This window comes from Thioclava sp. SK-1, from assembly GCF_001705665.1.
Lineage (GTDB): Bacteria > Pseudomonadota > Alphaproteobacteria > Rhodobacterales > Rhodobacteraceae > Thioclava.
In genome coordinates this window covers 82,789-107,372 of record NZ_MDHA01000069.1, presented here as the reverse complement: position 1 = coordinate 107,372, position 24,584 = coordinate 82,789, and the positions used below count along the sequence as shown (strand labels likewise).

General features: G+C 57.2%; 18 protein-coding genes and 1 pseudogene. 15 read left to right on the top strand and 4 right to left on the bottom strand.

Features of this window, described 5'->3' with window-relative positions; all coding sequences use genetic code 11:
• Positions 1-7: 7 nt before the first annotated feature.
• Positions 8-1,516: a choline-sulfatase gene (gene betC / locus BFP70_RS16475; RefSeq protein WP_066012738.1), complete on the bottom strand. Its 1,509-nt coding sequence runs from the start codon at positions 1,514-1,516 to the stop codon at positions 8-10.
• A gap of 214 nt (positions 1,517-1,730) precedes the next feature.
• On the opposite strand from betC, the gene choX reads away from it, so the two are divergent.
• Entirely contained in the window at positions 1,731-2,651 is a 921-nt protein-coding gene (gene choX / locus BFP70_RS16470; RefSeq protein WP_066012737.1) for a choline ABC transporter substrate-binding protein, read from the top strand.
• Between the two features lie 118 nt (positions 2,652-2,769).
• Here choX and BFP70_RS16465 read toward each other — a convergent pair whose 3' ends face one another.
• Complete coding sequence (locus tag BFP70_RS16465; RefSeq protein WP_141693239.1) at positions 2,770-6,882, bottom strand: EAL domain-containing protein; 4,113 nt, start codon at positions 6,880-6,882, stop codon at positions 2,770-2,772.
• 395 nt (positions 6,883-7,277) lie between these two features.
• Here BFP70_RS16465 and BFP70_RS20470 point away from each other — a divergent pair.
• Both BFP70_RS20470 and BFP70_RS21120 read left to right on the top strand, forming a co-directional pair.
• Positions 7,278-8,084, top strand: a pseudogene (locus BFP70_RS20470) (transposase).
• Positions 8,011-8,250 carry a hypothetical protein gene (locus BFP70_RS21120; RefSeq protein ID WP_176715586.1) on the top strand — a complete coding sequence of 80 codons (240 nt, stop codon included), beginning with the start codon at positions 8,011-8,013 and terminating at the stop codon, positions 8,248-8,250. Before BFP70_RS20470 ends, BFP70_RS21120 begins: the two are co-directional and overlap by 74 nt.
• Positions 8,251-8,502: 252 nt before the next feature.
• Here BFP70_RS21120 and BFP70_RS16450 read toward each other — a convergent pair whose 3' ends face one another.
• A complete protein-coding gene (locus BFP70_RS16450; RefSeq protein ID WP_066012733.1) occupies positions 8,503-8,979 on the bottom strand; it encodes an Lrp/AsnC family transcriptional regulator in 477 nt (158 codons plus the stop codon).
• Between the two features lie 138 nt (positions 8,980-9,117).
• Between BFP70_RS16450 and BFP70_RS16445 the strand changes: the two genes are divergently transcribed.
• A complete protein-coding gene (locus tag BFP70_RS16445; protein ID WP_066012732.1) occupies positions 9,118-10,131 on the top strand; it encodes a 1-aminocyclopropane-1-carboxylate deaminase in 1,014 nt (337 codons plus the stop codon).
• Positions 10,132-10,259: 128 nt separating this feature from the next.
• Positions 10,260-10,709, top strand: a complete 450-nt coding sequence (locus BFP70_RS16440) for a hypothetical protein (protein WP_066012731.1) — start codon at positions 10,260-10,262, stop codon at positions 10,707-10,709.
• Between the two features lie 47 nt (positions 10,710-10,756).
• On the opposite strand, the gene BFP70_RS16435 is transcribed toward BFP70_RS16440, so the two are convergent.
• Positions 10,757-11,428 (bottom strand): GntR family transcriptional regulator, encoded by a 672-nt coding sequence (locus tag BFP70_RS16435; RefSeq protein ID WP_066012730.1) that lies wholly within the window; start codon positions 11,426-11,428, stop codon positions 10,757-10,759.
• A gap of 250 nt (positions 11,429-11,678) precedes the next feature.
• On the opposite strand from BFP70_RS16435, the gene BFP70_RS16430 reads away from it, so the two are divergent.
• From BFP70_RS16430 to BFP70_RS16385, 10 genes are all read left to right on the top strand, one after another.
• The gene (locus BFP70_RS16430; protein WP_066012729.1) at positions 11,679-13,262 is read left to right on the top strand and encodes a gamma-glutamyltransferase; all 1,584 of its coding nucleotides are present in this window, start codon (positions 11,679-11,681) and stop codon (positions 13,260-13,262) included.
• Positions 13,259-14,656: a M20 family metallopeptidase gene (locus BFP70_RS16425; protein WP_066012928.1), complete on the top strand. Its 1,398-nt coding sequence runs from the start codon at positions 13,259-13,261 to the stop codon at positions 14,654-14,656. The genes BFP70_RS16430 and BFP70_RS16425 overlap by 4 nt, the downstream gene beginning before the upstream one ends.
• Positions 14,649-15,464: a sulfite exporter TauE/SafE family protein gene (locus BFP70_RS16420; RefSeq protein WP_066012728.1), complete on the top strand. Its 816-nt coding sequence runs from the start codon at positions 14,649-14,651 to the stop codon at positions 15,462-15,464. Before BFP70_RS16425 ends, BFP70_RS16420 begins: the two co-directional genes overlap by 8 nt.
• Complete coding sequence (locus BFP70_RS16415; RefSeq protein WP_066012727.1) at positions 15,461-16,789, top strand: D-serine ammonia-lyase; 1,329 nt, start codon at positions 15,461-15,463, stop codon at positions 16,787-16,789. The genes BFP70_RS16420 and BFP70_RS16415 overlap by 4 nt, the downstream gene beginning before the upstream one ends.
• Positions 16,786-18,291 carry an amidase gene (locus BFP70_RS16410; protein ID WP_218059684.1) on the top strand — a complete coding sequence of 502 codons (1,506 nt, stop codon included), beginning with the start codon at positions 16,786-16,788 and terminating at the stop codon, positions 18,289-18,291. Before BFP70_RS16415 ends, BFP70_RS16410 begins: the two co-directional genes overlap by 4 nt.
• A 21-nt stretch (positions 18,292-18,312) precedes the next feature.
• Positions 18,313-18,645 (top strand): RidA family protein, encoded by a 333-nt coding sequence (locus BFP70_RS16405; protein ID WP_066012726.1) that lies wholly within the window; start codon positions 18,313-18,315, stop codon positions 18,643-18,645.
• Between the two features lie 18 nt (positions 18,646-18,663).
• Positions 18,664-19,893 carry an FAD-binding oxidoreductase gene (locus BFP70_RS16400; RefSeq protein WP_066012725.1) on the top strand — a complete coding sequence of 410 codons (1,230 nt, stop codon included), beginning with the start codon at positions 18,664-18,666 and terminating at the stop codon, positions 19,891-19,893.
• A 132-nt stretch (positions 19,894-20,025) separates the two neighbouring features.
• On the top strand, positions 20,026-21,066 hold the full coding sequence (locus tag BFP70_RS16395) for an AbrB family transcriptional regulator (RefSeq protein WP_066012724.1): 1,041 nt from the start codon (positions 20,026-20,028) through the stop codon (positions 21,064-21,066).
• Positions 21,067-21,132: 66 nt separating this feature from the next.
• Positions 21,133-22,002: an asparaginase domain-containing protein gene (locus BFP70_RS16390; protein WP_066012723.1), complete on the top strand. Its 870-nt coding sequence runs from the start codon at positions 21,133-21,135 to the stop codon at positions 22,000-22,002.
• A gap of 189 nt (positions 22,003-22,191) precedes the next feature.
• Entirely contained in the window at positions 22,192-24,423 is a 2,232-nt protein-coding gene (locus BFP70_RS16385; protein ID WP_066012722.1) for a FepA family TonB-dependent siderophore receptor, read from the top strand.
• Positions 24,424-24,584: the final 161 nt, after the last annotated feature.

Here is a 24,584-nt window from a genome sequence, read left to right as displayed (position 1 = left end):
TGGCGGTTTATTCGCCGCGCGGGAAACGTTTGTTCGTCTCTAGCACATTCAGGTCCATATGGTTGCGCATATAGGCTTCGGACGCGAGTTTAAGCGGCTGATAATCCCACGGATAATACCCGCCTTGGCGCAGCGCTTCATAAACGACCCAGCGGCGCGCCTGGCTTGCGCGTACATCTTGGTCAAACCGTTCCAGATCCCATTGCGCAGCCGCCTGCGCCTTTAGCTGCAATAAAACATCGGCATGGGCGGGATCCGTTGCCAAATTCACCTGCTCCGTAGGATCCGCCTTTAGATCAAACAGCTGATCAGGATCCAGCGCACATAGATTCAGTTTGAACCGCCCCTTGCGCAAACTGACCAGCGGAGCGTAGCTGGCCTCCGCCGCGTATTCGATCTTTACGGCCTCCTCACGGCCTTCTCCCTTGGCCAGTGGGACAAGGGATTGCCCGTCGATCCACGGCGCGACCTCGGACATATCAATCCCGGCCAGCTCACATAGGGTTGGTGTCACATCCAGCGTCGACACCGGTTCTGTGCGCAAACCGGGTTCCAGTCCGGGCGCGGATACCATCAAAGGCACGCGTGCAGAACCGTCGTAGAAGCTCATTTTGAACCACAGTCCCCGGTCGCCCAGCATATCGCCGTGGTCCGAGACAAACAGAATGATCGCTTCTTGCCGGGTGGTTTCCAACGCCTCCATCACCTCGCCGATCTTATCGTCACAATAGGAAATATTGGCGAAATAGGCACGGCGGGATTTGCGGATATCCTGTGGCGTGATGTTGAATTCACGCCAGTTGTTCGCATCAAAAATCCGTTTGGAATGGGCATCTTGTGCATCATATCCCGGATCGGGAATATCGGGCATCAGATGTTCGCAATCTTCATATAGATCCCAATATTTTTTGCGGGCGACATAGGGATCATGCGGGTGGGTCATAGATACGGTCAACATCCACGGCCGTTCGTCCAATCCGCGCGCCAGATCATAGATCTTCATTTTGGCCTCATGCGCGACATTGTCATCATATTCCATCTGATTGGAAATTTCGGCCACGCCCGCCCCGGTGACAGATCCCATATTGTGATACCACCAGTCGATACGTTCGCCGGGCTTGCGGTAATCCGGGGTCCAGCCGAAATCGGCGGGATAGATGTCGGTGGTCAGGCGCTGTTCAAACCCATGTAGCTGATCGGGGCCAACAAAATGCATCTTGCCTGACAGGCAGGTTTGATACCCAGCGCGGCGCAGATGATGTGCATAGGTCGGGATGTCTGACCGGAATTCAGCAGCGTTGTCATAAACCCCGTTGCGCGATGGCAACTGTCCGGACATGAACGCGGCCCGGCCCGGCGCACATAACGGCGATCCAGTGTAGGCGTTTTGAAACCGAACAGATTTTGCCGCCAGTTTTTTAAGGTTGGGCGCATGCAGCCAGTCTGCCGGACCATCGGGAAATAGCGTTCCGTTCAGCTGGTCGACCATGAAGATCAAGATATTTGGCTGTGCCATTTTATGTCGCGCTCCCGTTTTAATCCGTGCCTGATCAGGCGGTGATGTTCCGCACCGTCGGTCTATGGCATCAGAATTGTGATTGCTTTAAACATTGCCATCCAAGAAGGATATGCAGGGCCCACAGGGAAAACTGTTTGCAAAATGCACCCTATTGGGTGACTAATTGACTCGTCAATCAATAAAAACTTCAGACCGAAACCGGGAGTGATAAATGAAAACGCTTATGAAAATGACGGTGGCTGCCTCTACATTGGCCCTTAGCGTCGCTCAGGCGCAGGCCAATTGTGACACGGTGACCCTGTCTGATGTTGGCTGGACCGATATCACCACGACGACCGAGGCCGCCAATCAGGTACTGACCGCGCTTGGCTATGATGTAAATGTCGAAGTTCTGGGGGTGCCGGTGACATTTGCATCGCTGGAGTCGGGTGATGTCGATGTATTCTTGGGCAACTGGATGCCGGCGCAACAAGGCGCGATAGGTCCCTATTTGGACAAGGGCACGATTGATGTGGTCAGCACCAATCTGACTGGCACGAAATATACGCTCGCGGTGCCGACCTATCTGTATGATAAAGGCCTGAAAACCTATGCGGATATTCCGAAATTCTCGGAAGAGCTGGATGGCAAGATCTATGGGATTGAGCCGGGCAATGAAGGCAACGGATACCTGATGGATCTGACCGATGATGGCGGTCTGTTGGAAGGGATGGAAGTTGTCGAATCCTCCGAACAGGGCATGTTGGCACAGGTGGGCCGGATGTATCCGAAACAAGAAGGCATCGTCTTCCTGGGTTGGGAACCGCATCCGATGAACGCCAATTATGATCTGCAATATCTGACTGGCGGCGAAGATTTCTTTGGCGGCGAGGGTGTCGTTCAGACTGTGGCGCGCAAAGGCTATGTTGCGGAATGCCCTAATGTTGGCAAGCTTTTGCAAAATATGACATTCTCCTTGGCGATGGAGAATGAGATCATGGGCGCGATCCTTGATGACGGGCAAGATCCGGATGAGGCCGTGTCGGCATGGCTGGCGGCGAATCCCGATACAATCGTGCCATGGCTGGAAGATGTCACCACGATTGATGGCGAAGAAGGCCTGCCGGTCGTGAAAGAAAAGCTCAACCTGTAATCAAAGGTGGATCGGCGGCGCGGGGATACCGTGGCGCCCGAAACTATCAGCGGCGTGCCCTGTGCGGGTGCGCCGCTTTGCATTTGACAGGCTTGGCATCTGTACCGGTCAAGGGCGGTCAGTCAGCAGGTTGCGGGCTGTCTTGTGCAATGGTGGTAAGCGAGGCCGGATAGCCCAGCAGGAAGCCTTGGACATAGGTCACCCCCAGCGATTTAGCGAAATCATGCTGGCCTTGGCGTTCGATCCCTTCGGCAATAACGCTGATGCCCAGATTGCCGCACATCTGACAAATGGCGCGCAGCGCTTCACGCGGGCGGCGATCGGTCTCCACTTGGGCCAGCAGTTCCTTGTCGATTTTTACGATGTCGATAGGCATGTTGATCAGGCGTGTCAGATTGCTGGCTTCTTTGCCAAAATCATCCAGCGCCAGTAAAAAACCTTTGCGGCGCAGGGCGGTCATTTCGGTGCGCACCTGTTCCATATCCAGACGTTCGCTGCTTGTGCCCTCGGTAATTTCCAGAACAACTGTGCGCCCGGTCTCGCGCGCGGCGTCTTGCAGCGGGTCCAAAGTGGCGGCGGCGCCTTGGAAGGCCAAAGCCTCTAACCGGGTGTTGAATGAGATGAACCCCCCGGGGTGACTGGTCAAAGACCGGATGACATCCACCTGCATGGCCAAGATGCGTGCATGGCAATCGGGATCTTCCATCGCGGTTAGAAGCTGCTTCAAAAACAGATGGGTGGGCATGATCCGCGCTTTTGGCCGTATCCAACGTATCAATGCTTCAAACCCTGCGATATACTGGTCTTGTGCATTGCGGATCGGCTGTAGGTAACATTGGAATTCGCCAGCGCGGATGGCGCGGATGACCTCTTCGACGCTGATCATAGAGCCGTTTTCCCATTGACGGCGTATGAAATCGTGATTGGCCAGAATACAGCGATTTCGGCCTTGGGTTTTGGCCACTTGCAAGGCGCGGTCGGCCGAAACGATCGCACGTTCCGCACATAGGGTGTTACGGGTCAGTGCCACCCCTACCGAGGCCGTGCGCCCCACATCACCCATCCCGGTGGATAGCCGCGTATTGCTGATCCCACCGCGCAAGGCTTCGGCCAGGTTGCGGGCCTTTTCCCATGTCATATTGGGATGCAAAATGACAAACTCTTCGCCCCCCACCCGGGCACAAAAAGCGCTTGGCCCGGCGATTTTGGTCAAAACAGGCCCTAATAAAGACAATAGGGCATCGCCTGTGGCATGACCATGGATGTCATTGACGCTTTTGAAGAAATCAATATCGAGCACAAGCACCGCCCAGCCCGGTTCTTGTCCCAGCTGTGACAGACGGCGGTTCATCGCGCGTCGACTGTTCAGCCGGGTCAGATCATCCAGATCCAGTTGATCTTGCAGGGCCTGGCGTGCGATCACCAGATCGCTGACATCGGTAATGGCCAATAAAATTCGCCAATTCCCACCCTGCTCCTGCACGACGCAGCTGGCCTCGATCTGGCGTTCATTTCCGGCACGGGTGGTGAGGGTGAACATCCCCGTGCTGCGCTTGCCGCGCATGCATCTTTCAATCATCTGAGCAAACAGATCATGTTGATCGGGGGCGATGAACGTTGTGAACGGGTGGTTCAGTGTTTCACGGGTGCTATAGCCAAATCGCGCGCTCCACGCGTCAGAGGCGGATTGAATTTGCCCCAGCCGGTCCTGGCTTAGGATGATGGCAGGGCCTTCCTTTAGCAGCAGCCGGTTCATTTCCTGCTCTGACATCAATCGTGACACGGACAGTAGGTTGAAGGTAACGATGGCCTGCTGCGATCCCTTGGATTGGGTCACGCGGGCATTGGCCAAAAACGTAACGCCTTTCAGCTGGATAGGCACAGCCGGTGCGGCATTTGGGTCTGTGTCGTTCTGGCCGTCCTGCGTCACAAGGCTATAAAAATATTGCTGCGCATCTTTATCGAACAGATCGGATAAGGTCGTGCCCATAATATCGGTTTCGCTTTGGCCCAGATCTTGGGCCAAAATTGGTGAGACATACAGCACGCCTTCGCTTTGTGTCACGATCAGCGATATATTAGGATCGTGGTTGCATGCGTTTTTGACAAAGCTGCGCAATGCAGTGCGATCTTCGATGTCAATTACCTCTCCAACCATGAGTGGGACATTATCGGCGGTCTGCGTTGGGCGCAGCTGAACCTCACATTGGCGCTGCGTGCCATCACGACAGGTGGCCAGAACGGAAAATACTTGCGTCGTTGAATGATCTGGCGTGGCGCGATTGCGCAGATGCCGCACCGTTGAGGGGCGCACCGCGAGATTGGACAGCGCCGATAACGGCACCGCGCGCGGCAGACGATTAACGCCCAGATATTGACGCAGCGCTGTATTCAGCCGCAGTACATTCAGATCTCGATCCAGCAGGATCTGCATTGCATGAGTATCTTCAAACACCAATTTACGCAGATGCCGATCCAGTGTCACATTGTGGTGCAAAAGCGCGGCAACGGATTGGCAAAACGCTGCAGCCATCAGCAGCAACGACAGTGACAATGGTACAGGCGCGGCGATGGACAGATCAGCGCAGGCCAAGGCCGCCAATATACCGGCGCAGGTGATCAGGGCTGCGCATACGGGGGGAACCATCCAGACTGTTCCGGCCAAAACAAGGAACAGCGGAATCCCCAGCAACGGATGCGGTGCGGCGGTTTGGCCGATCTGCGCACCACATATTGCACCGATGATGATGACCACGCCCGCCACGGCGACTGATCGCATCGTGACTCCACGTTGAAGCTGCGGTGCGGCTGTGCCGCCTTTACGGATCACGGTGATCGCCGCGCTAAGGGTGTAGAACATGAACAACGCCAACAAACGCGGGGTGCACCATGCGATGAAATCGGGCCAAGGGATGTCACGCAGTGATGGGATATGGCGCATAGCTGTGCTGGCTTGTGCCAGCGGCGATGTCAGCAATCCGGCAGTCATGACTGTGGTCAGCGACACAGCAATCATCACCAGCATACGGTCCAAATCCTGGGGTGCAGGCAGGCTGTCGTGCTGGTATTTGGGCGGGGTGCTGATTTGGCGCTGAATCATTGCCAGCAACAGCGCAATTGCGACGTCCAGCGTGGCATAGCCCAATTGAGCGGGCGCAAGCGCCACGCTTTGCGTGCAACAGACCAGCCCAAGCCAAATCCCAATAACCGCGGCCAGCACGGCATAGGCCGCTTTGGTGATGGGCAGTGCGAACAGCTCTACCATAAGATAGGGCAGCACCAACCATATGGTTGCGCCGCTCCAGCCCGGTAATGGCACTGTCTGGGACGCAATGGTTAACGCGGTTGAGACGCTGAAAATTCGTAAAACCAACCATAGGTGAAAGGGCTGTGCGCGTAATGTGTCACGAACTGGCCTGTAGGGGGGCGCGGCTGAAATGGTCAGGCGGTGCTCTAACCGGCGGTAGGCCGCGTGAAATATAATCAGCAGCATCGCGGATTGAACAGGGATCCAATGTAATAGCGGCCACATGGATGCCCGTTGGAAAATAACGGCCGTGCACAGCAGTGCCAGCATACAGGTCGACACACCCAAAGCCGCCCGAGATCTCTGGCGCGAAAACAAAGGGGCGGTGCCCAATCGCCAGCCCGTGCCCAGCGCAAGGATAGAAATCGCCAGCGGACACATCGCCTGCATAAGATTGGTTGTGAGCGGCACATTTGGGATCCACAGGCTGGCCACCTGCAGGGCACCGCCGGAAAACAGCGTCATCGACACCGCAAGGTTCAGCCATGCTGCACCGCGCCACCGACGGCCCAGTAGGATCTGTGCGTTCAGCGCCGCAAGGGCCAAAAGCGTAACGGTGCTGATATCCGCCCGCGGGGTCATCGGCGGCAATGGAACCGGGACTGTTGTGTTATACGTATGCAGGCTGTCATAGCTTAGGACGCGGCCTAGTGCCAAAACTAACGCGATCACCAACGTCAGCCGCGCGACCTGCATTTCCGATGCGGTATCGTTATGGCGTCCCGCAATGATCATATAGCCGGTGACAACAGCCAGGCCAACGCATAATGCGTGGGATGCAAAGGCGGCGCCCATCGCGGGATACAGCTGCAGCATGATGCAGACACAAGACACAAGCGCCAAAGCCGTCCATGGGCTTGGGCGCAATGCCGAAGATATATCTGTTGCCGGAGGTAAAATCTCCGAAGAAAAATCGTTTGCCACGCAGTCAGTCCGTAACGGTCCGTACCCATGGCGTTTGGAAGCCAGAAAAACTATCTAAAAAATGTCGAACGTAATCGTCAAAAATAAGCCATGCCAAAAGCGCCAAGTGTTTCAATATCAGAGGTTTGGCAATTTAAGAAGCATTATTCATTTAATGGGCATAAGATAGGACCCGTTTTAAATCGGGGCAAAGATCCCGCTAAGGCAAACCTTGATCAACATATGACGCGCGCACTCGGCGCCTTTTCCATATCTGGGATTGATGCTGCCCGGGCTTCTTGCACATATCGGTGAGAGGGGTTCAGTTCTGGAATCCCGAGGGTTCGGTCTCTGGTATGTCCTAGCCTGCTAACTCCCGCTACCGCGCGACGAACTGGTCCGACCATAATGCAGCGCTGCGGAGACGTGGCTCGTTGTCGGTCTGGTTCGATCCGCAGATGACCTGGCACGCAGACCGCAGTGGAAAGCGTGGGCATCGGGAGACGTTCTTCGATGGTGCGATCCAGACCTGCCTGACGCTTAAATTTCTGTTTGGCCTGCCGTTTCGGCAGACCGTTGGTCTGGTTGCCAGCCGCATCGAAATGGCTGGGCTCGACTGGCCCGTGCTGGATTATTCGACGCTTTGCCGCCGTTAGGCGCGGATCAAGGTCCAGATCCCCTGTCGATGCTCCGGTCAGCCACTGCCCCCCTGATTGACAGCATCGGCATTCGCTTCGGCGGGGATGGCGGATGGTTGACGCGCAAGCACGGTGCGACGGGCAGGCGCGAATGACGGAAGGTTCATCTTGCAGTGGACACGGCAACTGGCGACGGCGCCTATGACACGCGCCGCTGCCATGCTGCGATTGTCGGGTATGGCAGCAGAACCGATCATGCCCATCCGTCGCAATGGCCGGACGCGGAAGCCGGACTGACCGGCCGCGATCTTGCGAAAGGACATCCTCAAGGCGACACGCTGTCTGGGGCGTTCGATCTGGAAGATATGGGTCGGCTATCACAGGCGAAGTCGGCTCGAGGCTCAAATGAAGCGTCTGAAGCGCTTCGGCGAACGGATCATGTCACGAGACCCCGATCGCCAGACCGCCGAAATCCACACCCATATCACCATAATGACCGCTTGTTCCAAGGATGGGCCGCGGCTCAGTGGTGCATGTCGTATTCGGCCGACCGCATCTCGATGGTCGTCTGGATCAAATTGCTGAGTTGCCAGAGAAGGTTGCCTCGGATGATGCGGGTCTGCATCCGGTCTTCTATGCGTGCCAGCGAGGGGCGGGACGCTTCGAGCATCTCTTCATCGGAAATCTGGAAAGTAGAATTCCTGCATTTTTAGATCCCTCAAAAAAAGGGAAACGGACCCACTCTTATTGAGGTAAGCTCTTTGGTCGCAGCGAAAATCGCAGCCTGAAAGCCAATTGGAAAACTCGAAATAAAGCCCGTTTCGGTGGGTTTTTCTTATTAATTTTTAGGCTTCGCGGGATCTTATCCCGATTTTCGTGGCATCTTTGTTCTCAGTCAAATTATGTGCGAAATAAGTCCTCGTCATTAGGAGCGGTTTTCGACGGCCCATAGTAACTTTGGACCGACTTACACCCGTAATGGGCGACGGTCATGCTGGGTTGATCAGATCGGCAAAGGTGTGCCGTCCTTGACCTCTTTGATCGCGAAGAATGTGCGGATTTGGCGCACACCGGGTAGGGTGATCAATTGTTCCCCGTGAAGGCGGTTGAAATCCTTCATGTCGCCTACGCGTATTTTCAATAAATAGTCAAAATCTCCCGCTACAAGAATACATTCCAGCACGGAGGGCATGGTTAGCACTGCAGCTTCAAAAGCTGCGAAACTGTCAGGGGTGGAGCGGTCCAATACCGCACCAACCATCACCAGCGCCCCCAGATTGACTCGCGCCGGTTCGACCCGCGCGCGAACATCGGTGATTATTCCCTGTTCAAACAGCCGCTGCGTGCGGCGATGGCAGGTTGCCGCGCTGACATGCACCTTTTGCGCCAGATCGGCATTGCTTAGCCGTCCGTCATGCTGCAAAGCGCGCAAAATTTTCAGATCGATTCGGTCGATAGTTTGTCTGAAAGGATCTTCCATTTTTATCCATATATGTAGCTACGAAGTGAACTATTGTATAATCCAGTGATGCAGTAGCTGTAATTTATTTACAATATACGCAAGCACCTTTCATTCGTTATTCGTTAGCCTGATCGCGTCCAACAAATGAGAAGAGACATGCTCGAAAAATTTGAACGCTATCCGTTGACCTTTGGTCCGACGCCGATTGAACATTTGCCGCGGTTGACGCAGGCGCTGGGCGGTAAGGTCGACATTTATGCCAAACGCGAAGATTGCAACTCGGGGTTGGCAATGGGCGGAAACAAACTGCGCAAGCTGGAATATATTGTGCCGGACGCCATCGCCTCTGGCGCTGATACACTGGTGTCTATTGGGGGTGTGCAATCGAACCACACGCGGATGGTTGCGGCTACGGCTGCCAAGATCGGCATGGATTGCGTTGTGGTGCAGGAAAAATGGGTGCCCCATTACGATGCGGTCTATGACCGGGTGGGCAATATTATGATGACCCGGCTGATGGGCGCGGAATCGCGTCTGGTCGAAGATGGGTTCGATATTGGCATTCGTCAAAGCTGGGAAAATGCCATCCGATCGGTAAAGGATAGGGGCGGAAAACCCTATGCTATTCCGGCTGGCGCATCGGTGCATAAATATGGCGCGCTGGGCTATGTTGGCTTTGCACAAGAGGTCGCCGCGCAGGAAAAAGAGCTGGGCTTTACGTTTGATTACATCGTTGTCTGTGTTGTGACAGGGTCGACGCAAGGGGGGATGATCGTGGGCTTTGCCGCGCAAGATCGCGCAGATCGGGTGATCGGGATTGATGCGTCCGGCACCGTTGAACAGACCCGCGCGCAGGTGCGCCAGATCGTCGATAACACTGCGCAGTTGTTGGAATTGGGACGCGATATCCGCGAAGATGAAATCGTGATCAATCCTGATTATGCCTATCCTGCCTATGGTGTCCCTTCAGAGGAAACCAATGACGCGATCCGCCTGGCCGCCAAGACCGAAGCGATGATCACGGATCCGGTTTATGAAGGGAAATCCATGCAGGGAATGATTGATCTGACCAAGAAAGGCTTTTTCCCCGAAGGATCGAAGGTGCTCTATGCCCATTTGGGTGGGGCGCCGGCGCTGAACGGCTATAGCTATTACTATAAGGATGGTTGAGCGGCATCGCAGGAAGGGGGCGGGGGCTAAGCCTGCCCCCGTCACACACGATGGTGTGAACTTGCGTTGCGCCGGAGCCTGCCTGCCCCCACGTTCAATCCAAGGTAAAACGCTCAGGAACCATATCTATGAAATTGCTGGAACTTGGATTTATTGCAACGGGGTGTCTTGCTGTGGCGATGGCAGTGCCGACGATTTCCGCTACCGCGCAAAACACTATTTCAACCAAGCAGATCGTCGACCTTGGGGCGCGCGATCTTCGGCAAACCCATTTTGATAAATATGGCGCGGTTTATATCGCGACATTGCCATCTGGCACGCAGGTTGAAATTGATCTGAGAGCCAATGGCCGTATTGATGAGATCGAGGCACAGGACCGCCGTGGTTTCCCCTTGGCCGAGGTCGCGTCGCTTTTGCCGCGATCCGTTCTGGAACAGCCAGATTTCACCAATGATTTTCGTGTCGAAAAACTGGAGCTGGACGATAAAATCGAATTGGGTGGGGTCTTCCAGGACCGCACCGAGCTAGAGGCGGTGTTCTCTGCCGATGGTCAGCTGCGTGAATTGAAACGTCACTGATCGGGGGGCTGCGGTATTGTGTAGGGCAGAATGCTTGGCATCTGATCTTAATGTGTGTGCCCCGGCAGTCCCTCGATCTGTGCAAGATACTGATCGTAGCTCTGCGATAATATATTAATATGGGCGCGCATCAGGGCCGCGGCGCGCTCCGGCTCATTTTCCTCAATGGCGTTTAAAATCTCATCATGCTCACGCATTGATGCCTCTAGCCGCCCGGTCAGGTTCAGTTGACTGCGACGAAAGGGGCGTAGACGGCGTACCATGCGCTGTGTTTCTTCCATCAAAACAGAATTGCCTGAGGCCTCGTATATCGTGCCATGCAACCGGCCATTGGCTTCAAAATAGGCTTCTGGGTTGTTTGCGGCCAAGGCTTTGTCGCAATCCGTGGCGGCCTGGCGCAGGTATAAACGCTGTGCCGGTGTGATCCGGGCGGTGGCCAAGCGCACGCACCATGCCTCCATCTCTGCCATGACCTCGAACATCTCAACCAATCGGGTGATAGACGGTCGCCGCACAAAGGCGCCCCTGTTGGGGATCAATTCCACATGTCCCAGTCCTTGCAAGATCTGCAACGCCTCACGCAATGGCGTGCGTGACACGGCAAATTCGGCGGCCAATCCCTGTTCGCTTAGCTTTTCACCGTCGCTATAGGCCCCGGCGGCGATGCGGCGTTCAATTTCAGTGCAAATCAGGGTTGCGGTTTTGGAGGTGTTTGTCATTGTGGAATTGTCGACAGTTGCCTAATGTGGTGATATTGTATACAACTTGCGAAGATCGAATGCAATTTATAACCATTCCAAAGCCTGACCCAAATCGCGGATTGCCCATCGCGCTGGCAGCCTGCGCCGGGCGTAGGGATGGCCCGTATATGCAGGCGCTGCAATTGTTTTGGATACATATCAAGAAGGGGCTGACCGCAATGGGACCACTCAACATATTGTCGTTCGTTGCCATGATCGTTGCAGCACCATGAGCGGATCTTTCGCCCCGTCGCAGACCACCCGTAAACCCGGTGTTACCGCAACCTCTGGCGGGGTGGTGGCAGCACAGCATGCATTGGCTGCGCAGGCGGGTGCCGACATTTTGGCGCAAGGTGGGGATGCGGTTGATGCTGCTGTTGCCGTCAGCTTTGTTATTGGTGTGCTAGAGCCCTGGATGTCCGGCCCCTTGGGTGGCGGTGCCATGATGCTATGGCGCGAGGGGGAGGGCGCAAAGGCCCTGCACTACGGTATGCGATCTTCTGCGGCATTGGATCCGTCGTATTATCCACTGTCAGGTCACGGTAAGGCCGGTGATTTGTTCCCCTGGGAACATCTGGTCGATGATCGCAATATCATTGGCGGATCGTCGGTCGCGGTGCCCGGCACAGTGGATGGTTTGGCCAAAGCGCATGGCCGCTATGGCACATTACCGTGGAAAGAGCTGCTGGCACCGGCGATTGCGCATGCCAAACTTGGACTGCATGTTGATTACTATGCTGCATTGATCATCGCCTCTTCGGCGCGGGAGCTGGCGCAAGACCCCGATGCGGCGGCGCTGTTTTTGGACGATGGGCAATGGCCCAAAGGATCGGGCTGGACCGCGCTGGCCGATCAACGGCTGGATCAATCGCGCCATGCAGATACGTTGGATCATCTGGCCAATGCCGGACCACGGGACCTGTATGAAGGCGATATTGCCGCCGCGCTGGTGCGTGATGTTACTGATAAGGGCGGTTTTTTGACCGCGCAGGATCTGGCGGGTTACAGCGCCGCGTGGCAAGAGGCATTGCATATCCCCTTTCGCAACGGTGCGCTCTGGGCCGTGCCGGAACTGTCGGCAGGCCCGACATTGGCGGATGCTATGGCAAGGTGGCAGACCAGCTACGCCCCCGATCAGGCGCAGACACCTGCGGCCCATCTGGCGCGTGCGCAGGGGCTGTATGATGCCTATGACGCACGGCTGACGCAGATGGGCGACCATGAAAACCCCAAGGCGCCGGGCTGCACCACCCATTTCTCAATCGTGGACCGGCACGGCAATATGGTGGCGATGACTCAGACGTTGCTGTCGATCTTCGGGTCGCGGGCAGTGTCACCCTCTACGGGGATGTTGTTGAACAATGGGATCATGTGGTTCGACCCGGAACAGGGTAAGCCCAACTCGCTTGGTCCGGATAAAGGTTGTTTGATGAATGTCTGCCCGATTGTCGGACAGGCAGGTCCGCGCCGCTTTGCGTTGGGCGCGTCTGGGGGGCGAAAGATCATGCCCGCCGTCGCACAGATCTCGGGCCAGCTGATCGAACAAGGCGCTACGATGCAAGACGCAATTGAGGCGCCGCGCCTCGATGTGTCAGGCGGGGATCTGGTGGTTCTGGATGAACGACTGCGCGGCCCGGTCAGCGATGCGGTTGCCAGCGTCTTTCCGGTGGCCCATGCACAGCGGCTGCCTTTCCCCTTTGCCTTTGCCTGCCCCGCTGGGGTGATGCGCGAGGGCGTGGTGAATTCCGGCACGACCGAGACATTCTCGCCATGGGGGGACGGGATTGCGGAAACATGCAAGGCAGCGCGATGACGGTTCGGCAGGCCGCGCTTGCAGCGGCAAAGCAGTATTTCGACAGTGGCGCCTTTCAATCGGATCTTGCGGGGCTGGTGGCGCGGCCAACCGAAAGCCAGGATCCGCGCGGTAAGCCGCATTTAATGTCCTATCTGACAGAGGCGATGCAGCCTTTGCTGCAGGATCTGGGGTTCGACACGCAGATTCATGACAATCCGGTCCCTGGTGGCGGGCCAATTCTGACCGCCGCGCGGATTGAGGGCGCGTCCCTGCCCACGGTGTTGTGTTACGGGCATGGGGATGTGGTGCGCGGACAAGAAGAACAGTGGCGAGCCGGGCTGGATCCGTTCACCCTGACCCAGGATGGCGATCGGCTGTATGGGCGCGGCACGGCCGATAATAAATCGCAGCATTTGATCAACCTACAGGCCATGGCGGCGCTGATCGCGGCGCAAGATGCGCTGTGCTTCAACGCCAAAATAGTGATCGAGATGGGCGAAGAGGTTGGCTCTACCGGGTTGAAGGCCTTTTGCGAAACCCATGCGGGCGCATTGCGCGCGGATGTGCTTATTGCCTCGGATGGGCCGCGATTGTCCGCTGATGTGCCGACGGTTTTCACCGGGTCGCGCGGCGGGATTGGTTTCGATTTGCGCGTGGACCTGCGAGAGGGGGCGCATCACTCGGGCAATTTCGGCGGGCTATTGGCTGATCCTGCGATTATACTGGCGCATGCGCTGGCATCTATCACCGATGCGCGTGGGCAGATTCAGGTGCCGCAATGGCGCCCTGACAGCCTGACGCCCCGGATCCGCGATGTGCTGGCTGCGCTGCCCCCGATTCAGGCAGGCGTGCCGCTTGATCCCGATTGGGGTGAAGACAGCCTGTCGATGGCCGAACGCGTATTTGGCTGGAACAGCTTTGCCGTTCTGGCAATGGTTTCGGGCGTGCCAGATGCGCCCGTGAATGCGATTTCGGGCTGGGCCCGAGCGAGCTGTCAGCTGCGCTATGTCGTGGGCACAGATGTCGCGGATATTTTGCCGGCCCTGCGACGTCATCTGGATGCACATGGCTTTGGCACCGTGCAGATTGTTCCGACCCAGACCGCAGGCTTTCCCGCGACGCGGCTGGACCCTGACCATCCTTGGGTGACATTCGCGGCCAACTCCTTGCAACAGACCACCGGATGTGCGCCGCATCTGCTGCCAAATCTTGGCGGTTCATTGCCCAATGATTGCTTTGCCGACGTGTTGGCGCTGCCAACGATCTGGATCCCGCACAGCTATGCCGGGTGCAATCAGCACGCGCCCAATGAACATATTTTGCTGCCCTTGGCGCGGCAGGCCCTTTTGGGCATGACCGGGCTATTTGCAGATATCGCACATCTTGGTGCATCGGAGGCCGGAAATGAGTGATCTAATCATCCTTTTTGCAACAATTGCCGCGGCAGGCGGGGTTGCGGGTATTATCTCGGGCCTGTTGGGCGTGGGCGGGGGGATCGTGCTGGTTCCGGCCTTTTTCTATGTATTCACCGCATTGGGGTATCAGCCCGATCAATTGATGCAGATCTGCGTGGCGACATCGACGGGAACGATCATCTTTACCTCGTGGAAATCGGTGACATCGCATCACAAACGCGGTGCCGTTGATATTGGGATCATTCGCACATGGGGGCCGTTTATCGCTATTGGATCCGTGATCGGCGTTCTGGCCGCAACTGTATTGCGCAGCCATGAGCTGCAATTGGTCTTTGGCATCATCGGGGTGTGTGTTGGGCTGTATATGCTGTTGGGCAAGCGTAGTTGGCGACTGTCGCAAACGCTGCCGGGGCGGACGCTAAGCGGGATTTACGGCGCCTTGATCGGGTTCTTTTCTGCGCTGATGGGTATCGGTGGCGGATCCTTTACGGTGCCATTGCTAACCGCCTATAGCGTGCCACCGCACCGCGCGGTGGGCACTTCGCCCGGGTTTGGGTTGTTGATCTCGATTCCGGGTTTTTTGGCCTTTCTGGTGACAGGCTGGAATATCACAGGCAAACCGCCGCTGACGGTGGGCTATGTTAACCTACCTGCGGTGGCGTTGATCATGGTGACGGCATCGTTGACGGTGCCTCTTGGGGTCCGGCTGGCGCATCGGCTAAGCCCGGGGCACTTGCGGCTGGTCTTTGCGTTGACCGTGCTGGTTCTGGCCGGGAATATGCTGCGCAAGGCATTGATTGGATGACACTTTCTTATGACCAAAAGGCTGTTTTGGCGAAGGTGTGCGCCGCGCAGCCCGTGTTTTGGTCCGATCCGGCCTATCATCCAGCAGAAGACCCACAGGCCCAGGCCGATCTGGCGCAGGCCGTTGCCGCATGGCGGGCTTTGGCGCCGGCATTGGCGGCGGTGTTTGCGCAGTTGGGCGCGTCGGGTCGCATTGGTTCGGATCTGTTCGACCTGACGGATATGGCCGCCCGCTTTGGCTACAAACGCACGGTTGGGCGTTTGTTGGTCAAAGGCGATCATGCGCTGCCCCTGGCCGGCTCTGTCAAGGCACGCGGTGGCGTGTTCGAAGTGTTCTCGGTCGCGCTGCGTCAGGCACAAGAGGCGGGCGTAATTGGCCCTGATGACGATCCGGCACTGCTTGCGGCAGATGAAGCACGGGCCTTCTTCGCGCAGCGCCGGATCTCTGTCGGGTCCACCGGTAATCTGGGCCTTAGCGTGGGGATTGCGGCGCGCGCATTGGGTTATGAGGTGGCGGTGCATATGTCGATGGATGCCAAGCCGTGGAAAGTGCAGCGGTTGCGCGATCTGGGGGTGACGGTTGTCCGCCACGACAGCGACTATTCAACCGCCGTAGCTGTGGCGCGGGCCGCCGCCCTGGAAGACCCGCTGGCACATTTTGTGGATGATGAAGACAGTCAGCTGCTATTCAACGGCTATTGTGCCGCCGCGCAAGAGCTGCGCGCGCAATTGCAAGATATTGGCCTGACCATCGGGCCGGACCGGCCCTTGGTACTGCATCTTCCCTGCGGGATTGGCGGTGCGCCCGGTGGGATCGCCTATGGGGCACGCGGCGCTTTTGGCTCGCATGTCCACCCGTTTTTTGCAGAGCCGGTGCAATCGCCCTCGGCGTTGTTGCAGATGATGCATGGGGACCGGCGCGGCCAGACGGTATATGATTTCGGCCTGAGCAATCGGACAGAGGCGGATGGTATGGCGGTTGCCACCATGTCGGATTTGGTCGCACGGAAGATGCGCGGGCGCTTGGCCGGGGTGTTCACCGTAGGTGATGAGGATCTGTTTCGCTGGCTGGCGGCGGCACAGCAGGCGGGGCTTCGGCTGGAGCCCTCTGCTGCGGCTGGCTTCGGCGGGCCGATGCTGATGGCAGATGCACCTGCGGGGCAGGCCTTTATGCGCGACTATCTGGCCGGGGTTGATCCAGGGCGGGTGGTGCATGTGGTCTGGGCGACTGGCGGCGCCTTTGTGCCCGAAGACCAATATCAAAAATTTGTCGAACGCGGGGATGCGCTTTCCCCTGAGTATGATTTGAGAAGGACAATGGTATGACTGTGGCCTCGACTGATCCTGCAGACCTAGGTGCGCTTGAGGCGCGCCGGATGATTGCGCGTAAAGACCTGTCTCCGGTGGAGCTGACGCAGGCTTGCATTGCGCGCGTTGATGCGCTGGACCACGCGGTGAATGCCCTGATCGCGCGGGATTTTGATGCTGTGCGACAAGGTGCCAAAGCGGCAGAGGCCGCGGTGATGTCGGGCGCACCATTGGGGCTGCTGCATGGTCTGCCCTTTGGCGTGAAAGATATGATCGATGTTGCGGGCCTGCCGACGACATTCGGATCCGAGATTTTTCGTGACAATATGGCCAGCACAGATGATGCGATCGTGGCTGCGATGCGCGCTCAAGGCGCGGTGCCGCTGGGCAAGACCAATAACCCGGAATGGAGCGCGGGGGGCAATACCCGCAACAGGGTCTATGGTGTCACTGCCAATCCATATGATGTGACGCGGACCTGCGCGGGGTCGTCAGGGGGGTCGGCGGTGGCGCTGGCATGTGGGTATGCGCCGCTTGCGACGGGATCGGATACCGGTGGCTCGCTGCGCAATCCTGCCGCGTTTTGCGGTGTCGTAGGGTTTCGGCCCAGCCCGGGTGTTGTGCCCGGAAATACGCGCGGCACGGCGTTGATCCCTTTGCCCACCTCTGGTCCGATGGCGCGTTCTGTGGCAGATGCTGGTTTGATGCTGCAAGTGCTGGCGCGGGCGGATCGTGACGATCCATCCACCGTGGTGATAGATGGGGCAACGCCTTGGGCGCCCGCCTCATTTGGAAATCTTCCGCGTGTCGATTTGTCCTCGCTGCGTGTCGCGATGTCCGAAGATTTCGGTTTTGCCCCGGTAGAGGGAATTATCCGCGACCACTTCCGCAAAGTCGTGCCGCAGCTGGCACCGTTTTTGGCGGGAGTTGACGAGGCGCATCCAAATTGTGACGGGGCGGACCGGATCTTTTCGGTGCTGCGCGCGGTGCAATTCCTGTGCACCCATCCCAAGCTGGTGGATGATCATCCTGATCTGGTTGGCCCGAATGTGCATGACAATGTGGCAGAGGGGCGCAGCTATAGCGCCGAAGACGTGGCGCAGGCCTTGTTTGCGCAAAGCCGCTATTATCGCGATTGGCAAAGCTTTTTCGAAAGACATGATTATCTGATCACCCCGGCGGTGACGATCAGCCCGCGTGATTGGCATGAGCTATATCCGACCCAGATCGACGGGGTCGCTACCAAAAGCTATTATCATTGGTTGGCAATGGCGTATGCGTCGACTTTGGCGGGGCATCCGTCCATCACAATCCCCTGTGGCCATGATGCCAATGGCATGCCATTTGGCCTGCAGATCATCGGTAAGCGCCATGATGATCTGGGTGTTCTGGCTGTGGCGGCGGAATTAGAGGCGGTGATCGCAGGCCTTTCTGATTTGGCCCCGCGCCGCCCTGATCTAACGGCCTTGGCGGCTGCCCCTGCGCTGCGCAATGCGCCTGGCTTCCTTAGCTTTGAATAAACCAACGAAAGAGAAATACTGATGTCCATTCCATTGTCCAAAACCCGCCGCATCGGTTCGACCCTTTATCTGTCCGGAGAGCTGGGCTTTGCCACTGATGGCACGATGCCCAAAGGCATCACCGCCCAGACGGAAAATTGCATCGATGCGATCGCAAAAACTCTGGCATCCGAGGGGCTGAACCTGTCCAATGTTGTCTCTGCAACCTGCTATCTGACCGATCCGGCGGATTTTGCCGGATTCAACGCGGTGTATTCTGCGAAATTTCCTCAGCCCTATCCGGTGCGCACCACGATCGGTTGTGCGTTGATGATTGATGCAAAGGTGGAAATCACCGTGATTGCTGAGGGCTGATCCAGAAAGGAGACGACCATGTCGGACATAGTTATTCTTGGCGCTGGCATGGTCGGAATCGGCACGGCGCTGGCGCTGCAAGAGGCAGGACACGCGGTGACCGTGTTGGACCGAAAGGCACCCGGGCATGAAACCAGCTTTGGCAATGCCGGTGTGATCCAATCCGAGGCTGCAGAGCCCTACGCAATACCGCGTGATTGGACCACGATATGGTCTTATCTGACAGGGCGATCCAATGATGTTGTTTGGCATTATCGTGATTTGCCCAGTATTTTGATGCCGCTATGGCGGTATTTTCGTGCCTCTGCCCGGGATCGACACGCGGTATTGTCACAAAGCTATGCGCCTTTGATCGCACGTGCGACCGGCGATCACGATGCATTCATTGGGCCGGCTGGTGCGCAGGGCCTGATCCGCAAAACTGGCATGGCGGAGCTGTATGACACAGCGCGCAGCTTTGACGCTGCCGCCCAGGAGATGGAGCGGATGCGCAGCACATGGGGCGTGCGTGGTCAGCTGTTGACCGGGGCAGAACTGCGCGCGGGAGAGCCGGGTTTGCGCCGCACCCCGCAAGGCGCGGTGCTTTGGCCCGATACCTGGAGCACGCGCGACCCCGGCGCGTTGGTGACAGCCTATGCTGATCTGTTCGTCAAACGCGGTGGCGAAATCGTCCTGGGCGATGCCGAAAGCCTACGCCACACTGCCGCGGGCTGGACGGTGCGCAGCCAAGGTGCCACGCTTTCTGCAGATCATGTTGTTGTCGCACTTGGCCCTTGGTCGCCGGATCTGCTGTCCCGGTTCGGATACCGTATCCCGATGGTGCGTAAACGCGGCTATCATCAGCATTTTCAGATACCTACGCCTCTGTCGCGCCCCTATGTTATTGCCAACGCGGGTGTTGTGATGGGCTCTATGACCAAGGGGTTGCGCATCACCACTGGCGCAGAGCTGGTGCGGGTGGATGCGCCCGCACAAACCCGACAGCTGCAGCGCGGCGCGCAGGCGGCCGCGCAATGGGTGGAATTGGGCGAACCGGTAGGGGCGCGTTGGTTTGGCCATCGTCCCTGTTTGCCCGATATGGTGCCACTGGTCGGGCCAGCCCCGCGCCACGCCGGCTTGTGGTTCAACTTTGGCCACGGGCATCAGGGGCTGACCCTTGGTCCGACCACGGGGCGCATATTGGCGCAGATGATTGCAGGCGATGGGCCTGATGGGCTGCAGGCATTAACGCCCAAGGGCCGGGTCTGATCGTTGCTATTCCCCCGCCCAATTCGGATCTGACCCAAACAGGATCTGTCCAGACGCACGTGTTGATGTGCGACTTTCATGACGTATCGGAGCCCCCCTTTGTCCCCCATTTTGTGTGACCGTAGAACCCTGATGCAGCTGATTTGTTTGATGATCGGGGGCGGCACATTGTCATGGCTGTTGTCGTTGATCCATATGCCTGCCGCATTGCTGCTGGGGCCGTTAACCGTGGCGATTGTGTTGGGGGTGCGCGGGACGCGTATTGTGGTGTCGCCGCATGCGATGGCGGTGTCCCAAGGGGTGGTTGGAATATTGATCGCGCAATATTTGACGCCCGATATGTTGGATCGAATTGTGGCCATGTGGCCCGTGGTTGTGCTGTTCGCCGCAATGACACTGGCATTGGCGGGGGTTGTGGGTGTCGCGATGGGGGCGATGACGCGGGTGGATCCCGAAGTCTCAATCTGGGGGTTTTTGCCGGGCATGGCGAGCGCGGTGATTGTCATGAGCCAGGAACGTGGCATCGACAGCAGGTTGGTGGCATTTTTGCAAATTACCCGGGTGTTGGTGGTGATCGTGGTGATGTCGGCTGTCTCACGCGCGTTGATCGAAGATCCTGCCGGTCCGGTTGCGACCGCCGCTCCGGCCACGGCAATGGGGGTTGTTGCGACGCTGGTGATCGCGATTGTCGGGCCGATCCTTGCGCGTTTTATCCCATTGCCCGCCGGTGCGACATTGCTGCCATTGATGGCGGCGGTGGTCTGGCAGATGGCCGGAGGGATCACATTGGATTTGCCCCTATGGCTGTTAGTGGTGACGTATTTCATATTGGGCACGCAGGTGGGATTGCGGTTCACGCCCGAAATTTTGCACCATGCGTTGTCGGTGCTGTGGCCTGTCATCCTTGGGTCATTGGCGCTGATGGCGCTGTGTGGTCTGTCGGGGCTCGCACTGGCAAAGATTGTGGGTGTGGATCTGATGACGGGGATATTGGCGACCGTCCCCGGATCAATTGAAACGATCGCGATCATCGCGGTGCATAGCGAAGCAAATCTGTCCTTTATCATGACGATGCAGGTGATCAGGCTGTTTGCAGTGGTGCTGTTTGGTCCGACCATGGCGCGGGCGCTAAGCGGATGGATGGCGCGCGGCGAAAAGCCACTCAGGCGGTGAAAGGGTCTTGCCTTGACCCGTGGCTTTGATAGCAACAGCGCCACATGTTCAGCACGCGGAGCCAAAATGACCCAGCGCAGCCTTTTGTTGATTGATACCGGCGGCACGATTGGCATGGTGCCGGGGGCACAGGGGCTCACACCGGGGCAGGGCGTAATTGCCGCATTTTTGGCCCCTCACTTGCCATCTGATGTGGCCTTGAAAACCATCAGTTTTGATCCGCTATTGGACAGTGCAAATGTTACCCCAGCGGATTGGAACCGTTTGCTGGACCTTCTGGATGCGCATGCGGGCTGGCCCGTTTTGATTACCCATGGCACCGATACGCTGTCATACACCGCGGCCGCGCTGTCACAGGTGATTGCGCCTGAACGCGCACCCGTGTGTCTGTGTGCGGCAATGGAGCCGGTCGGACAGGGCGCAGATGCCGAGCCTACATTGCTTCACGCGCTGGAACTGGCGCTGAGCGCGGCCACAGGCGTTCAAGCTGTGTTGGAGGGGCAAAGCTTTGCGGCAGCCGGGCTGAGCAAACAAATATCCAATGCACGCGATGCGTTCGTGTCGATTCCGCAGCCCGGCTTTGCTGTAGCGCCCCATGGAAGCCGTTTTCCCGAGGATCGGGATCTTGGGGTCGTGACGATGGTGCCGGGCCTGTCCGCCAGGGCGCTGCAGGCGCAATTGCTGGCCTTTGAGGGGGTGGTTTTGCGCATCTATGGCTCCGGCACATTTCCCGACCGCGCCGATTTGGGAGAGGTTGTTGCACAGGCCATGTTAAAGGGCGTCCAAATCCGTGTCGTAAGCCAATGTTTGCGCGGTGGCTTGCATCCGGGGACTTATGCCGCAGGCGATGCATTTTGGCAGCTCCCTTTGACAAATGGTGGGGTTGAAACGCCCGAGCTTGCCTTCGCACGCCTAGCGTTGTCACTTGGCGCATGATGTTCAGATCCTTGGCATGATCATCACGTCACCGTGAGATTTGGTGACCGACGGTTTTTGTCGGGAATTGCGTGTTGCGGCCAAGGCCGAGGTTGATTAGCACGGTGATAAGCCAGCCGAAATCACAGCGATGAACGATCGCGTGAAGACCATGTGCCAGCGGGAAACCAATTATACAGGAGCCGCGACATGGCACGCTTTACGCGCATGTCGACCGCCCTCTCGCTAATCATGACCTGTGCGGCACTTCCCGCATTGGCGCAGGATTTGACTGATGATGAGGCGCTCGATTTTACCCTTTCAGGGACCGATACATTCACGCTGGACGAAATTACGGTTTTGTCTTTTGAAGAAGAGGTGCTGCAATCTTTGGGTGTTTCCGAAATTAGCGCCGAAGAAATCGCAGAAATGCCGGTGGCCAATGATATTTCGGAATTGGTACGCAAGATGCCCGGCGTAAACCTGACCGGGGCGTCGGCGACGGGGCAGCGCGGCAACCAGCGTCAGATTGATATTCGCGGGATGGGGCCAGAGAACACGTTGATCTTGATCGACGGCAAGCCGGTGTTGTCGCGCAATGCGGTGCGTATGGGCCGGGGTGGGGAGCGTGATACACGCGGTGATTCCAACTGGGTTGCACCGGAGTTGATCGAACGGATCGAAGTTATTCGTGGCCCGGCTGCGGCGCGCTATGGCTCTGGTGCGGCGGGGGGGGTGGTGAATATCATCACCAAGAAACCTGACACCGAAAACCTGACGATCAGCGAACAATGGACCGTGCCAGAAAGCGGAATGGAGGGCGAAACACGCCGCCTGAACGTGATTTGGTCGCGCCCAATCAATGACAGTCTCAGCTTCCGCTTGACCGGGAATTATAACAAGACCGATGGCGATGATCCCAATATCAACGACATTGAGGCCTGCGAAGCGGATGAGGATTGCATCTCACCCGCGGGTAAGGAAGGCGTTGTGAATAAAGATATCGGTGCGTTGCTACGTTGGGATATCGACGACATGCACCGGGTGGATTTTGAAGTCGGCTACAGCCGGCAGGGCAATATCTATGCCGGTGACAGCCAGCTGAGCAACGGCACCGAGTTGACCGAAGCATTGGTGGGCAGCGAAACCAATATCATGCGACGCAAAACGGCGGCGATCACCCATTACGGCACCTACTCCTTTGGTGAATCGACCAGCTATATTCAATATGAGCATACTGACAACAAACGCCTGAATGAGGGGTCGGCGGGCAGCACCGAAGGGCGGATTAATTCGGCTGAATTTGCGACAGCTAAGCTGGACAATATCACGGCCAAAACTGAATGGGATATGCCCGGTCAGATCGCCGGGAAACAGGCGGTTTGGACCTTGGGTGGTGAAATTCGATATGAGCGGATCGATGATCCGGTGTCGATCAGCACGGGCCAGTCCTTGCTAGATGGCGCCAGTGCGTCGGATGAGTTGCGCGCCAGTGTCAGCAGTGACCCGATCGTCGACCAGACGTTGATCGGCCTGTACGGCGAGGGCAATATCGAATGGAGCGACCGTCTGGATATCGCGCCCAGCATCCGGGCGGATTGGTCGGACAGCTTTGGCGCGAATATCTCGGGTTCGATCAACGCCTCCTATGAGATTTCACCAGAATGGACCGCGAAATTTGGCATTGCACGGGCGTTCAAGGCGCCGAACCTGTATCAGCTGAGCGAAGGCTATGTGTATCGCACGCGCGGCAATGGCTGTCCCATTGGCTTCGATACCAGCCTGAGCAATTGCTACGTTCTGGGCAACCCGGACTTGGATCCTGAAACCTCAACCAATATTGAGATCGGAGTCGGGTATTCCGGGATGCAAGGGATCGATGCGACGGTCACCGCTTTCTATAACGATTACCGCAATAAAATTCAGGCAGGCACCAACCTGTTGAGCAGTGTAAATGGCGAAAATCTTTTCCAGTGGGAAAATATTCCACGCGCGGTCGTCTCAGGTGTCGAAGGTAGCTTTGCAGCCCCCTTGGGTGACAATCTGAAGTTGACCACCAATTTCACTTATATGGCGAAATCCGAGAATAAAGAGACCGGCGATCCGCTTAGCCTTGTGCCGAAATACACAGTCAATGCGGCGTTGGAATGGCAGGCGACAGAGGCATGGACGATCATCCCATCGCTGACGCATTATGGTAAAATCGACGCGCGCCAAAACGCCTATACCAATAATGACATTCGGCGCGGATACAGCACGCAATCGCGTGATCCCTATACGATTGCCAATCTGACAACACGCTATGAAATCAGCGACACATTCCAAATGACCGGTGGCGTGACCAACCTGTTTGATAAGCAGATTAAACGCACAGGCGATGGCGCGAATACGTTTAATGAACCGGGCCGTGCCTTTTATGTGGGGCTGTCCAAGACATTCTGATTTGGCCAACACGTCAATTGTCTGGTGCGAAACAAAGGCTGGCGGAGAAATCCCGCCAGTTTTTTTGTGCTGTGCTCAGGTTTTTATAAAAAACGCATCGATGGCCTCGTCTGGTCGAGGGTTAGCCCTAACTGGCATAGACGATTGTTGTTTTATGCGCA

Coding starts and splice junctions, on each gene's coding strand:
- betC (WP_066012738.1), bottom strand. CDS start 1,516: ATGGCACAGCCAAATATCTTGATCTTCATGGTCGACCAGCTGAACGGA.
- choX (WP_066012737.1), top strand. CDS start 1,731: ATGAAAACGCTTATGAAAATGACGGTGGCTGCCTCTACATTGGCCCTT.
- BFP70_RS21120 (WP_176715586.1), top strand. CDS start 8,011: ATGGGCCGCGGCTCAGTGGTGCATGTCGTATTCGGCCGACCGCATCTC.
- BFP70_RS16450 (WP_066012733.1), bottom strand. CDS start 8,979: ATGGAAGATCCTTTCAGACAAACTATCGACCGAATCGATCTGAAAATT.
- BFP70_RS16445 (WP_066012732.1), top strand. CDS start 9,118: ATGCTCGAAAAATTTGAACGCTATCCGTTGACCTTTGGTCCGACGCCG.
- BFP70_RS16440 (WP_066012731.1), top strand. CDS start 10,260: ATGAAATTGCTGGAACTTGGATTTATTGCAACGGGGTGTCTTGCTGTG.
- BFP70_RS16435 (WP_066012730.1), bottom strand. CDS start 11,428: ATGACAAACACCTCCAAAACCGCAACCCTGATTTGCACTGAAATTGAA.
- BFP70_RS16430 (WP_066012729.1), top strand. CDS start 11,679: ATGAGCGGATCTTTCGCCCCGTCGCAGACCACCCGTAAACCCGGTGTT.
- BFP70_RS16425 (WP_066012928.1), top strand. CDS start 13,259: ATGACGGTTCGGCAGGCCGCGCTTGCAGCGGCAAAGCAGTATTTCGAC.
- BFP70_RS16420 (WP_066012728.1), top strand. CDS start 14,649: ATGAGTGATCTAATCATCCTTTTTGCAACAATTGCCGCGGCAGGCGGG.
- BFP70_RS16415 (WP_066012727.1), top strand. CDS start 15,461: ATGACACTTTCTTATGACCAAAAGGCTGTTTTGGCGAAGGTGTGCGCC.
- BFP70_RS16410 (WP_218059684.1), top strand. CDS start 16,786: ATGACTGTGGCCTCGACTGATCCTGCAGACCTAGGTGCGCTTGAGGCG.
- BFP70_RS16405 (WP_066012726.1), top strand. CDS start 18,313: ATGTCCATTCCATTGTCCAAAACCCGCCGCATCGGTTCGACCCTTTAT.
- BFP70_RS16400 (WP_066012725.1), top strand. CDS start 18,664: ATGTCGGACATAGTTATTCTTGGCGCTGGCATGGTCGGAATCGGCACG.
- BFP70_RS16395 (WP_066012724.1), top strand. CDS start 20,026: ATGCAGCTGATTTGTTTGATGATCGGGGGCGGCACATTGTCATGGCTG.
- BFP70_RS16390 (WP_066012723.1), top strand. CDS start 21,133: ATGACCCAGCGCAGCCTTTTGTTGATTGATACCGGCGGCACGATTGGC.
- BFP70_RS16385 (WP_066012722.1), top strand. CDS start 22,192: ATGGCACGCTTTACGCGCATGTCGACCGCCCTCTCGCTAATCATGACC.